Here is a 12645-nt window from a genome sequence, read left to right as displayed (position 1 = left end):
TCGATTTCGACGACTGGATGTTCCTGATGGACGACAAGGTGATGCTCAACCGCTCCTCCATGTCGAAGTGGGGCTTCAAGCTCGGCGAAGTGACCCTGACCTTCGTCAAGCGCTAAGGCGGCCCCCATGGCGATGAACCCGAAGATCGAGGACTGGCAAGGCCGGCGGGTCTGGCTCGTCGGCGCCTCGAGCGGCATCGGCGCTGCCCTGGCCCAGGCCCTCGCCCGCCGCGGCGCACGCCTGGCGCTGTCGGCCCGCTCGGCGGAGAAACTGGCCGCGCTCGACTGCGGCGACGCGCTGCGTCTGCCCTGCGACGCGACCGACGCGGCGCAGATCGCCGAAGCCCACCGGCGCCTGCTCGCCGCCTGGGGCGGCATCGATCTGGTGGTGTATCTCGCCGGCGATTACACCCCGATGCAGGTCAAGACCTTCGACCTCGCACGCGCCGAGGCGGTCGTCGAGGTCAATTTCTCGGGCGCGCTCCGGCTGGCCGCCGCCGTGCTGCCCAGCCTGTCCGAAGGCAGCGGCCTGGCGTTGGTGGCCAGCGTCGCCGGTTACCGGGGCTTGCCGAAAGCCCTGTGCTACGGCCCCGGCAAAGCGGCGCTGATCCATCTCGCCGAATGCCTGCACCTCGAGCTCGCGCCGCGCGGCATCGGGGTCTGGCTCATCAACCCCGGTTTTGTTCAGACGCGGCTGACGGCGCAAAACGAGTTTGCGATGCCCGCGCTCATGACGCCCGACGCCGCGGCGGACGCCATGATCCGCGGCTTCGCGACGGGGCACTTCGAAATCCACTTCCCCAAGCGCTTCACGGCCCTGCTGAAGCTCGTGTCGCGTTTGCCCTACCGCTGGTATTTCCCGCTCATCCGACGTTTTACCGGCACCTGAAAGGGTGCGCGCAACGATGGAGCTGAAATGGACCTCGACCGTCTGATCGATTTCTATCAGGGCCTGACGCCCGACAGCCTCCGGCATCTGCCGGAGTTCTACAGCGCCGACGCGTACTTCAAGGACCCGTTCAACGAGGTGCGCGGCGTCGCGGCCATTCAGGGCATCTTCGCGCACATGTTCAGGCAGGTCGACGCGCCGCGCTTTGTCATCACCGAGCGGCTCGTCGATGCCCATGGGAGCATGCTGAGCTGGGAGTTCCGCTTCCAGCCCCGCGGCTGGGGCCGGGGGCAGACGCAGTGCATCCGCGGGGTCTCGCATCTGAAGTACGCCGCCGACGGCAAGATCGATTACCACCGCGACTACTGGGATGCGGCCGAGGAGTTGTACATGAAGCTGCCGCTGCTCGGCGCCGTACTCCGGTGTCTGCGCAGACGATTGAGCACAAGCCCGCACTAGCGCGCCAAAGAAAAGGCCTGTAAGGCGCATCTGGATGCGCCTTACAGGCCGACGGGCTGGCACGCCCCGCGCCCGGGGGCGCGCGGGGCTGCCTTCCAGGCTTCAGGCCAGATCGAAGCGATCGGCGTTCATCACCTTCGTCCAGGCGGCGACGAAATCGCGCACGAACTTCTCGCGGTTGTCGTCCTGGGCGTAAACCTCGGCGTAGGCGCGCAACACCGAGTTCGAACCGAAGACGAGATCGACGCGGGACGCCGTCCACTTGGCCTTGCCGCTCGCACGCTCGCGGATTTCGTAGCGGTTGCGGCTCACGGGCTGCCAGGTATAGGCCATGTCGGTGAGCGCGACGAAGAAATCGGTGCTCAGCACCCCGACGCGCTCGGTGAACACGCCGTCGGCGCTGCCGCCATGGTTGGCGCCGAGTACGCGCAGGCCGCCAACCAGAACGGTCATTTCGCGCGCGGTCAGGCGCAGGAGTTGCGCCCGGTCGAGCAGCATCTCCTCGGGCATGACGGCGTAGTTCTGCTTGAGCCAGTTGCGGAAGCCGTCGGCCAGCGGTTCGAGCACCGCGAAGGAATCGACGTCGGTCTGTGCCGGCAGGGCGTCGCCACGGCCGGGGGCGAACGGCACGGCAATCGCAACGCCCGCCGCCTTCGCCGCCTCTTCGACACCGAGGTTGCCGGCCAGGACGATCACGTCGGCGACGCTGGCGCCCGTTTCGGCGGCGATCTTTTCATAGACGGCCAGCACCTTGGCGAGGCGTTGCGGCTCGTTGCCCGCCCAGTCCTTCTGCGGCGCGAGCCGGAGGCGCGCGCCGTTGGCGCCGCCGCGCTTGTCCGAGCCGCGGAAGGTGCGTGCGCTGTCCCAGGCGGTGGCGACCCGCTCGCCGATCGACAGGCCGCTCGCGGCGAGCTTGGCCTTGACCGCGGCGACGTCGTAATCGCGGCGCCCGGCGGGAATCGGGTCTTGCCAGATCAGGTCTTCGGCCGGCACGTCCGGGCCGAGGTAGCGCGACTTCGGCCCGAGGTCGCGGTGCGTCAGCTTGAACCAGGCGCGGGCGAAGGTCTCGGAGAAGTACGCCGGGTCGGCGCGGAAGCGTTCGGCGATCTTGCGGTACTCGGGGTCGAACTTGAGCGCCATGTCGGCGTCGGTCATGATCGGCTTTCTGCGGATCGTCGGGTCTTCGACGTCGACCGGCATGTCCGCTTCGGCGATGTTGATCGGCTCCCACTGATGCGCGCCGGCCGGCGATTTCTGCAGCCACCAGTCGTACTTGAAAAGCAGATCGAAGTAACCGCCGGTGCCGGTATTCCAGCGCGTCGGGTGCGTCGTCCACGCGCCTTCGAGGCCGCTCGTCACGGTGTCGCGGCCGATGCCGCGCGTGCTGTGGTTGTTCCAGCCCAGCCCCTGTTCGTTAAGCTCAGCGCCTTCCGGGGCCGGGCCGAGATTGGCCGCGCTGCCGTTGCCGTGCGCCTTGCCGACGGTGTGGCCGCCGGCGGTCAGGGCCACCGTTTCCTCGTCGTTCATCGCCATGCGGGCGAAGGTCGTGCGCATGTCCTGCGCCGTCTTGAGCGGGTCGGGCTTGCCGTCGACGCCTTCGGGATTGACGTAGATGAGGCCCATCATCACCGCCGCAAGCGGGTTCTCCAACTCGCGCTCGCCCGAATAGCGGCTGCCTTCGCTGCCCGTCGGCGCCAGCCATTCCTTCTCGGAGCCCCAGTAGATGTCCTTTTCCGGGTGCCAGATGTCCTCGCGCCCGAAGGCAAAACCGAAGGTCTTGAGGCCCATCGATTCGTAGGCCATGTTGCCGGCCAGAATCATCAGGTCGGCCCAGGAGAGCTTGTTGCCGTACTTCTTCTTGATCGGCCAGAGCAAGCGGCGCGCCTTGTCGAGGTTGGCGTTGTCGGGCCAGGAATTGAGCGGGGCAAAGCGCTGATTGCCCGTGCCGCCGCCCCCGCGCCCGTCGGCGATGCGGTAGGTCCCGGCCGAATGCCAGGCCATGCGGATCATCAAGCCGCCGTAATGGCCCCAGTCCGCCGGCCACCAGGGCTGGCTGTCGGTCATCAAGGCTTTGAGATCGGCCTTCAGCGCCGCGACGTCGAGCGTTTTTACCGCCGCCCGGTAGTCGAAATCCGCGTCCATCGGATCGGTCTTGCGGTCGTGCTGGTGCAGGATGTCCAGGTTGAGGGCCTTCGGCCACCAGGGGGCCGCGCCGCCCGCCGAGGTTTGCCCGCCATGCATCACCGGGCATTGCCCGCCCGCGCTGCCGTGTTTCGTTGCGTCCGTCATCTCTCGTCTCCTCGGTTCAGTCGGTTCTCCGACACGCTTCTAGCCTAGCGAGCGACGCCTTCGCTGCCCAATTGATTGATCCGATGCGGCCGATAGCGGACGGCTATACGCGCCGAAACCTCGCCCCAAACCCAGGCAGGAGGTGGCGTGTACCGCGGCTCAAGCGCGGAACTGGCCCGCGAGGTCCTTGAGTTTGTCGGCCAGAACGCCGACTTCATGCGCCTCGTGCCAGGAGTTCTGCGCCACCTGGGCATTGTCCTCGGCGCTCTGGGAGATGTGCTCGATGTTGCCGGCAATCTCGCGCGCCGAAGCGCCATTGTCGAGCAGGGCGTCGCGGATCGACTGCACCGCCTCGCTCGCCTGGACGACGGCGGCCTCGACTTCGCTGGTCATGGCGCCGGCCTCGGCCGCGCTGCGCGCGCCGTCGCCGACCTGGGCACTGCTCGCCGCCACGTCGCGCGCCACCGAAGCGCTGACCTCCTGGATGCGCCGGATCATGGCGCCAATCTCCTGCGTCGAATTGCTGGTGCGCTCGGCCAGCTGACGCACCTCGTCGGCCACCACCGCGAAGCCGCGCCCTTGCTCGCCGGCCCGTGCCGCCTCGATGGCCGCATTGAGCGCCAGGAGGTTGGTCTGGTCGGCGATCTCGTGGATCACCTGCACGACGCGGCTGATCTCCTGCGAGGTCGAGGTCAGTTCGGCGATGCGCCGTTCGGAATCGGCCACCACCCGCGACGCCGCGTCGATGTGGCGCGCCGCTTCGGCGCTGGTGGCGGCGCTCTGCCGCGTGGCCCGCACCGACGTATCGGCGCACTCGAGCGCGGCGCTGGCATTGCCGCTCATGGCGTCGGTCGACACCGAAAGCGCCTCGACGGCGGCGGCGATGCTGGCGATCGACGTCGATTGCGATTGAGTGGCGTCGACCGTTGCCTTACTTGCCGCCATCAGGCGCTCGCTCGAGCGCAGCAGCACCCGCGCCGTCTGCTGGATCAGGCTGATCGCCTCGTGCAGGCGGTTGCGCAGAATGGCGACGCGGGACAGGATGGAGCCGAGCTCATCGTGGCTCACGGCGCTGATGACCTGGGCGAGGTTGCCGCCCGCGACCTCGGCGACGAGCCGCTCGGTTTCCTTCGCCTGCCGGGCAATGCGCGCCAGCATCAGGCCGGACAGCAACGCGCCGAGGCCCAGCGCCAGCGCGGTGAGCACCAGGCTGCGCATTTCGGCGCGTTCGGCGTCAGCATGCAGATCGGCGAGCACGACGGGAACGTTCTCGTCCTGGCGCTTGATTTCCGCCAGCATCAAGTCCCGCATCGTGCGCCACTTCGGCGTTTCCTCGGTATTGAGGACGGTTTTCGCCTCATCCAGACGCCCGGCCTGGATCAGTGCCAGAACCTGCTCCTGGGTTTTTTTATGTTCGACGCGCAGGGCGGCGATCTTCTCCGGCAACCCGCTCTTGCCGAATTTAGCGTCGTGCGCGCGCATCGTCACCAGAACGTTCTCGAACGTCTCCGTGGCGCTCTGGTAGTTGTCGTAGGCCTGCCGGTTCTTCGGATCGAGCATGGCGTTGCGCGTCGCCTGCCCCATTTGCAGGCCTTGCCCGTACAGCTTGAGGAAGCCGGCCTGGCGCGCCACATCGTTTTCGATGTAAGCGCTGTAGGCATCCTCGATCCGATCGGAGGAAATCATGCAGTTGAGCAGCGCGCCGATCAGCAGCAGGGTCAAGGGCAGCATCACCAGCACCAGGCGATAACCGATGCGCAGGTCGTCGATCCAGCGCAGGAAACGGGCTTGGGCAAGCTGTCCCTCGCGCAGGCGCAGCTTGGGCTCGCGCCGCATGCGCGCGTACAGCGCCTCGGCGGCGCTGATCTCCTCGCGGCTCGGGCGCACGCGCACCGACATGTAGCCGCCGTCCACCTTGGGCGTCACCGAAGCGCGCACCCAGTAATGGTCACCGTTCTTGCAGCGGTTCTTGACCACCCCGGCCCAGGGGCGCCCGGCCTTGACCGTCGCCCAGAGGTCGCGGAAGGCTTCGGCCGGCATGTCCGGGTGGCGCAGGATGTTGTGCGGCTGGCCGATCAGTTCGTCGGCGACATAGCCGCTGATCTCGACGAAATCGTCGTTGACGAAGGTGATCCGACCCTTGTCGTCGGTATGCGAAATGATCGCGATCGCATCGGAGTACGAACGCTCGACATTGGTGACCGGCTGGTTGTTGCGCATGGGCACTCCTGCAGGCTTGGACGACAGAAGAAGCACAAGAGGGCCGCACAACCAGGGCCCGCTTCATTCTAGACAAGCCTGTGGAGACTACAACGGGCTGCCGGCCTTCCGGTTCGGCCGACAGCCCGTCCAGCCCGAAAGCGGCGCGGCGTCGTGGTTCAGGGACTGCGGCGGGGGGGGGATGCCGATCGTCCGCGGTGAACAGTGAACGTCCGCGTCACCGCCTTCGGGCGCACCTGCACGTCAGGCGTCGCGGGCTCGTTGGACCCTAACGCGGCGTGCAGGGCTGGCCCGCTCAGCGGGCAAACGCTTGCTCGTGACCGTTCTGCGGCCAGAAACTCCAGTTGTGCGCCGTGGCGGAAGCGGCCTTGGCACGGCTGTTTTTCGGCCAGAAACGCCAGCACATCGAGCGCGTCGCCAGTTTCTCGGCCGGCGGCAATTCGGCGGCCACGGCGGTCGGTTGACCATTCGCCACCCGGCGGCGCTGCAGGCAGGGTTGCGGATCGGCCTGCGGCGCGCCGAGGGTGATCACCAGGGCATGCAGGACGAAGAGCGCGAGCACGCCCAGCGCCGCGCCGGCATCGCCGTTGGCAAAACAGAGCATCCCGGCGACCAGCGCGCCAGCGATGTAAAAAAGCACCAGAAGCAGGTTGGCCAGATGATCCTGGCGTTCAATACCGTTCGTCGCGTTGTTCGTTTTCATGATGTTGTCTCCTCGAAGATGGGGGTGAGAAATTCGTTGAAAGCCGTTGAAATCCGTTCACTCCCTCCCTGCGTATGGATATGCTATGACTTATCCGAACTCATATAAAAACAAGCGTTCACTCATGTATTAAAGGAGCCTCAAGGTGACCTTCACCCAGCTCGAAATCTTCGTCCTCGTCGCTGACCTCGGTGGCTTCACCGCCGCCGCCGAACGGCTCGGAATCAGCCAGTCGGCGGTGTCGCACGCGCTCAAGCAACTGGAAGGCGAATGGGGCGTCACCCTGCTCTCGCGCAGCAAGGCCGGGATCGAGGTGACCGAGGTCGGGCACAACCTGCTGGCGCGGGCGCGCGAAATCCTCGGCATCTCGGAAGCCATCGCGCAGGAGGTCGCGGCGGTGCGCGGGCTCAACCGCGGCGTGCTGCGCATCGGCTCCTTCGGGCCGTCGTCGTCGCTCCTGCTGCTGCCGCGCATCCTCGATCAATACCGCCGCGATTACCCGGAGATCGAGATCCACGTCGACGAGGGTCCGGACGACGTGGTCGCCAACTGGATCGCCGAACGCCGCGTCGACGTCGGCTTCGTCGTCCTGCCCGACGAGCGTTTCGACACCCAGCTGCTGGTCGAGGACCAACTCGTCGCCGTGCTGCCCCTGGGCCACCCGCTCGCCCGGCAGAAGTCGATCAACCTCTCCGACCTGCGCCACCTACCCTTCATCATGACCGCGGCGGGCGCGACGGCGCACGTGGAAAAGCTGTTCGAAGCGGCGGGCCTGCACCTCAACGTGCAGCACCGCTACTCGCAGATCCTGACCATCATCAAGACGGTCGAATCCGGCGCGGGGGTGTCGATCGTGGCCAGCCTCGCGCTCTCCGATCAGGTCATGGCGATGTGCCCGGGCGCGGTCAAGAAACCGCTGGCGCAGCCGGCGCGGCGCTCGGTCGGCCTGGCCGTGCCCAACCTCAAGCAAGCCAGCCCGGCGGTGCTCGCCTTCCTCAAGACGGCCAAGGCGCTGGTGCCGAAGCTGCGCCAGGACCTCGCGCTGCGCTGAACGGGGAAAGCCTCGCGAAAAAAACGACGGGGCGCGAAGAAGGCGCCCCGTCGTTTTCCCTGAACCTTCCCGCGCACGGCCGCGCAGGCAGGTGACTGCGTTACCGCGGGCTTACTTCTTCTCCACCACCGGCGGGTGGAATTCCTGCGGCATGGCGCCGCCCTTGGGCGCGCCGACCGCCTGCTCGACCTGCGGCAGCTTGTGCGCGATGCCCTTGTGGCAGTCGATGCAGGTCTGGCCTTCGTTGAGGCCGACCTGGTGCATCTTGGCCGCGCGGATGTTCTGCAGCGTGTAGTCGAAGCTCTCGAAGTTGTGGCAGTTGCGGCACTCGCGCGAATCGCTCTTCTTCATCCGCGCCCATTCGTTCTTGGCCAGCTGCAGCCGCTTGGCCTCGAATTTCTCGGGCGTGTCGATCGAGCCGAGCACCTTGTGCAGCACCTCGTTCGACGCCTGGATCTTGCGCGCGATCTTGTACGACCACTCGCGCGGCACGTGGCAGTCCGGGCAGGTGGCGCGTACGCCCGAGCGGTTGGCGGCGTGGATGGTGTTGCGGTACTCCTGGTACACGTTGTCGCGCATCTCGTGGCAGGAAATGCAGAACTTCTCGGTATTGGTCACTTCGAAGGCGGTGTTGAACGCGCCCCAGAAGACGATGCCGCCGACGAAGAGCAGCGCCACGAAGCCCCAGCCGGCATGACGGCAACGCGCCAGAAAGCGGGCCAGGGCGCCCTTGTTTTCGTTGTTATCGGTCATGGTTTCTCCCCTGCCCTCAGCGCAGCCCGGCGCCCGGCTTGAAGGTGTTGCCAACGAGCGGCTTGGCCTCGCTCTGCGGCACGTGGCACTGGCTGCAGAAGTAGCGTAGCGGCGAGACGCTGGACATCTCGACCCCGTCGCGGGTGCGGAAGTGGGTCAGCGAGATTTTGGTCGCCCCGGTTTCCTTGGCCCGGTTCCAGGCGTGGCAGTCGAGGCACTTGTTGAAGTTCTTGTCGACCGTGTAGCCCTCGATGGTGTGCGGGATCAGCGGCGGCTGCTGCACGAAGTCGCGCGGCAAGGGCGGCTGGTCTCGCCCGTAGCGCGTCCCTTCGCTTTCAGGGTCGGCGGCCGAGACGTCGACCCCACGCAGGGTCTGCACCTTGGCCGGCGCTGCGTCGGCGGCCTGCGCGTCGGCAATGCGCCAGAGCCCCGGCCCGGCGGCGAGCGCGAGGACGAAGGCCAGGGCGGCACCCCAGATGCGGGCGGTTCGGAGGGTCGGCGCGTTGTTCATTCTCATCACTCGCTCCTTTGGTCAAATCGGTGGGTCATCTTGAAAACCTCGAGGTCGCAGACGTCGATGCAGCGGCCGCAGGCCGTGCATTCGCCGGAAAGGATGATCGGGCTCTGCTGCCCGACCTGCTTGAGCGCAGGGCGGATGACCTGCGGCTCGGGGCAGACGGTGAAGCAATCCATGCAATCGTTGCAGGCCGAGCGTTTGGCCGCCGAGACGCGCAGCAGCGCCGTGCGCCCGAGCAGGCCGTAGAAGGCGCCCATCGGGCAGAGGTGGCCGCACCAGCCGCGTCCGGCCACCAGCAGGTCGTAGAGAAAAATGCCGAGCGCCAGCCAGACCCCGCCGGTGAGGCCGAAGATCAGGCTGCGCTGCACGTAAGTGACGGGATTGACCCACTCCCAGACCAGCGCGCCGCTCACGGCAGCGGCAATCAGCACGCCGCCGAGCAGCCAGTAGCGGGTGTTGGAATCGGGCGCGCGCCCGGTCTTGATGCCCAGCCGGCGCCGGCTCCAGGCGGCGGCGTCGGTGACGACGTTCACCGGGCAGACCCAGCTGCAGAACACGCGCCCGCCGACGAGGAGGTAAAAAGCCAACAGGATCACGGCGCCGGTGATCGCCGTGGTGTAGGGCCAATGCCGTGCGGCGAGTTGCTGCACGAACTGGAAGGGGTCGGTGAGCGGGACGGTATCGAAAAGCAGCGAAGCCGAGAGGTTGCCCTTGAGCACCCAGACGCCAAACCACGGCCCGGAGAGGAAGGCGAGCAGCACCAGGGCCTGCGCCAGACGCCGCAGCAGGAGCCACTTCTGGCGCGGCCAGAAGGCGCGCGGAATGGCGCTTTCAGGCGCGCTTTCAGGCGCGCGCTCAGGCGTGTGCTGGGTCGCGGACGTCATGCTCACGGCCTCCAGCGCGAATCGAGCGCGCCGCCAGCCCCGCCCTTGACGCCCTGCCCGGCGGTGGCCGGCGCGCTCGGGGCGACCGGGGTCGCGCCGGGCGTGGCAGAGGGAATTTCGGTCGGTACCCGGGTGCTGGTCGGCCCGTCGAAGCCGCGCACCGGCAGTTCGACCTGCTCACCGATCAAGGAGCCGCCGTGCTTGGCCTTCTCCTCCCAACCCTTGCGGTAATGCTCGGGCAAGGCGCCCTGCGCCAGCCGGTAAGGCAGCACGCGAATCGCCGCGCGCGGCAGCACGCAGGCCTTTTCGCATTTGCCGCAGCCCGTGCAGTGTTCCGAATGCACGGTCGGCAAGAGCATCGCGTGGCGGTCGGAGCGCGGGTTGTGCATCTTCTCCAGGGTGATCGCCTGGTCGATCACCGGGCAGACGCGGTAACAGACGTCACAGCGCAGGCCGAGGAAGTTGAGGCAGGTTTCGTGGTCAACGAGGGCCGCAAGGCCCATCCGCGCCTTGCCGATGTCGGTCAGCTGGCGGTCGAGCGCGCCGGTCGGGCAGGCCTTGAGGCAAGGAATGTCCTCGCACATCTCGCAGGGAATCTCGCGCGCCACGAAGTACGGCGTGCCGCCGACCACGCCCGAACCGACGTCGGAGAGGCGCAGGGTGTCGTACGGGCAATCGCGGACGCACAGCCCGCAACGCACGCAGGCGGCAAGAAAATCGTCTTCGGCAAGCGCCCCCGGCGGGCGGATCGCCTCGGCCGGCAGCGCCCGCGCATGGCGGGCAAAGAGCCCGCTGCCGAGCGTGAGCAGGCAGGCCCCGCCGGCCGCCGCCGCGACCCCGTTCAGGAAGCGGCGACGCGCGGCCGCCGCCGGAGAACCCGGACGGGCGGCGGAATCCTTGCGCGGGGCGGACACGGCGTGAGGCGCTCTGACGATGAGGAGCGGCGCTTAGGCGCGCACCACCTTGACCGCGCACTTCTTGAAGTCGGTTTCCTTCGAGATCGGGCACGTGGCGTCGAGGGTGAGCTTGTTCACGAGGCGCGACTCGTCGAAGAACGGCACATAGACGAGGCCGACCGGCGGCTTGTTGCGGCCGCGCGTTTCGATCCGGCCGATCATCTCGCCGCGACGCGAGATCACCTTCACCGCCATGCCGCGCTGCAGCCCGCGCTTTTTGGCGTCGTCCGGGTGCATGAAGACCTGCGCCTCGGGCACCGCCTTATGCAGCTCGGGCACCCGCCGGGTCATCGAGCCGGTGTGCCAGTGTTCGAGCACACGGCCGGTACACAGCCACATGTCGTAGTCCTTGTCCGGCATCTCGGGCGGATCCTGGTAAGGCAGCGCATAGATCACCGCCTTGCCGTCCTTGTTGCCGTAGAACTTCACGCCCTCGCCGGCCTTGACATAGGGATCGTAGCCTTCGCGGAAGCGCCACAGCGTTTCCTTGCCGTCGACCACCGGCCAGCGCAGGCCGCGCGACTTGTGATAGACCTCGAAGGGCGCCAGGTCGTGCGCGTGACCGCGGCCGAACTGCGCGTATTCCTCAAACAAGCCCTTCTGCACGTAGAAACCGAAGTGCTCGGACTCGTCGTTCATGTAGCCCTTGATCGCGTGCTCGTTGACCTTGGCGACCTCAGCCTTCGGGTACTTGTTGACCACCTTGTTGGCGTACAGGATGTCAAAGAGCGTCTTGCCCTTGTATTCCGGCTTCTTGGCGATCAGCTCGGCGGGCCAGACCTCCTCGACCTTGAAGCGCTTGGCGAACTCCATGTATTGCCAGAGGTCGGACTTCGACTCGCCCGGTGCCTTGACCTGCTGGCGCCAGAACTGCGTGCGCCGCTCGGCGTTGCCGAAGGCGCCCTCCTTCTCGGTCCACATCGCGCAGGGCAGGATCAAGTCGGCCGAGAGCGCCGACACCGTCGGATAGACCTCGGAGACGACGACAAAAGCCGCCGGATTACGCCAACCAGGGTAGATCTCGCCGTTCACGTTCGGCCCGGCCTGCATGTTGTTGGTGGTACTCGTCCAGTAGCACTTGAGCTTGCCGTCCTTGAGCGCGCGGCTCTGGGCCACGGCGTGCAGGCCGATGTTGCCGGGCAGCGTGCCGTCCGGCAGTTGCCAGAGTTCCTCGGTGATCTTGCGGTGCGCGGGATTGGTCACCACCATGTCCGCCGGCAGGCGGTGGGCGAAGGTGCCGACCTCGCGCGCCGTGCCGCAGGCCGAGGGCTGGCCGGTGAGCGAGAACGGCCCGTTGCCCGGCTCGGAAATCTTGCCGACCAGAAGGTGCACGTTGTAGATCATGTTGTTCACCCAGGTGCCGCGGGTGTGCTGGTTGAACCCCATGGTCCAGAAGCTCACGACCTTCCGCTTCGGGTCGGCGTACAGCTCGGCGAGTTTCTTCAGCCGTTCGGCCGGAACACCCGAGAGCTTGGCGGTTTTTTCCAGCGTGTACTCGGAGACGAACTTCTTGAATTCCTCGAAGTTCGACGGACGCGAATCGTTGGGGTTGTTCTTCGGTTTGCCGTCAGCGCCGGGATAGCCGTTGAACTTGGCGTCCTTTTCCAGCGCGTGCGCCGGGCGCAGGCCATAGCCGATGTCGGTCTCGCCGATCTTGAAATTGACGTTGGCCTTGACGAAGTCCTGATTGACCTTGCCCGAGCTGATGATGTGGTTGCAGATGTAATTGAGGATCGCGAGGTCGGTGTTGGGCACGAAGATCATGCCGTTGTCCGAGAGCTCGAAGCTACGGTGCTCGAAGGTCGACAACACATGCACCTGGACATCGCTCTTGCTCAGGCGGCGGTCGGTGATGCGCGTCCACAGCACGGGGTGCATCTCGGCCATGTTCGAGCCCCAGAGCACGAAGGCGTCGGCCTGCTCGA

12 protein-coding genes are annotated in these 12645 nt (G+C 66.7%); 4 read left to right on the top strand and 8 right to left on the bottom strand.

All coding sequences use genetic code 11. The features are described 5' to 3' along the window. From QMB55_RS11880 to QMB55_RS11870, 3 genes are all read left to right on the top strand, one after another. On the top strand, positions 1-116 hold a 116-nt coding region (locus QMB55_RS11880), incomplete at its 5' end, for a DUF3833 family protein (protein WP_497588925.1). Between the two features lie 10 nt (positions 117-126). Continuing rightward, positions 127-888, top strand: a complete 762-nt coding sequence (locus tag QMB55_RS11875) for an SDR family NAD(P)-dependent oxidoreductase (RefSeq protein WP_497588924.1) — start codon at positions 127-129, stop codon at positions 886-888. 27 nt (positions 889-915) lie between these two features. Further along, complete coding sequence (locus tag QMB55_RS11870; protein WP_497588923.1) at positions 916-1347, top strand: nuclear transport factor 2 family protein; 432 nt, start codon at positions 916-918, stop codon at positions 1345-1347. A 102-nt stretch (positions 1348-1449) separates the two neighbouring features. On the opposite strand, the gene katG is transcribed toward QMB55_RS11870, so the two are convergent. From katG to QMB55_RS11855, 3 genes are all read right to left on the bottom strand, one after another. Then, positions 1450-3636, bottom strand: a complete 2187-nt coding sequence (katG, locus tag QMB55_RS11865; protein WP_497588922.1) for a catalase/peroxidase HPI — start codon at positions 3634-3636, stop codon at positions 1450-1452. Positions 3637-3795: 159 nt separating this feature from the next. Beyond that, the gene (locus QMB55_RS11860) at positions 3796-5856 is read right to left on the bottom strand and encodes a methyl-accepting chemotaxis protein (protein WP_497588921.1); all 2061 of its coding nucleotides are present in this window, start codon (positions 5854-5856) and stop codon (positions 3796-3798) included. Positions 5857-6151: 295 nt separating this feature from the next. Further along, on the bottom strand, positions 6152-6559 hold the full coding sequence (locus QMB55_RS11855; RefSeq protein WP_497588920.1) for a hypothetical protein: 408 nt from the start codon (positions 6557-6559) through the stop codon (positions 6152-6154). Positions 6560-6704: 145 nt separating this feature from the next. Here QMB55_RS11855 and QMB55_RS11850 point away from each other — a divergent pair, with 145 nt between their 5' ends. Then, on the top strand, positions 6705-7610 hold the full coding sequence (locus QMB55_RS11850; protein WP_497588919.1) for a LysR family transcriptional regulator: 906 nt from the start codon (positions 6705-6707) through the stop codon (positions 7608-7610). Positions 7611-7721: 111 nt separating this feature from the next. Here QMB55_RS11850 and QMB55_RS11845 read toward each other — a convergent pair whose 3' ends face one another. The 5 genes from QMB55_RS11845 to napA all read right to left on the bottom strand — a co-directional run. Beyond that, complete coding sequence (locus tag QMB55_RS11845) at positions 7722-8363, bottom strand: NapC/NirT family cytochrome c (protein WP_497588918.1); 642 nt, start codon at positions 8361-8363, stop codon at positions 7722-7724. 16 nt (positions 8364-8379) lie between these two features. After that, complete coding sequence (locus QMB55_RS11840) at positions 8380-8880, bottom strand: nitrate reductase cytochrome c-type subunit (protein WP_497588917.1); 501 nt, start codon at positions 8878-8880, stop codon at positions 8380-8382. Then, positions 8880-9764: a quinol dehydrogenase ferredoxin subunit NapH gene (gene napH / locus QMB55_RS11835; RefSeq protein WP_497588916.1), complete on the bottom strand. Its 885-nt coding sequence runs from the start codon at positions 9762-9764 to the stop codon at positions 8880-8882. The genes QMB55_RS11840 and napH overlap by 1 nt, the downstream gene beginning before the upstream one ends. A gap of 2 nt (positions 9765-9766) precedes the next feature. Continuing rightward, positions 9767-10678, bottom strand: a complete 912-nt coding sequence (napG, locus tag QMB55_RS11830) for a ferredoxin-type protein NapG (protein ID WP_497588915.1) — start codon at positions 10676-10678, stop codon at positions 9767-9769. Positions 10679-10711: 33 nt separating this feature from the next. Next, positions 10712-12645: nitrate reductase catalytic subunit NapA (gene napA / locus QMB55_RS11825; RefSeq protein WP_497588914.1), on the bottom strand; the 1934-nt coding region annotated here is incomplete at its 5' end.

Source organism: Propionivibrio sp., from assembly GCF_041441355.1.
In the GTDB taxonomy this organism is placed as follows: Bacteria; Pseudomonadota; Gammaproteobacteria; order Burkholderiales; family Rhodocyclaceae; genus Propionivibrio.
This window is presented reverse-complemented; position numbering and strand designations above follow the sequence as displayed.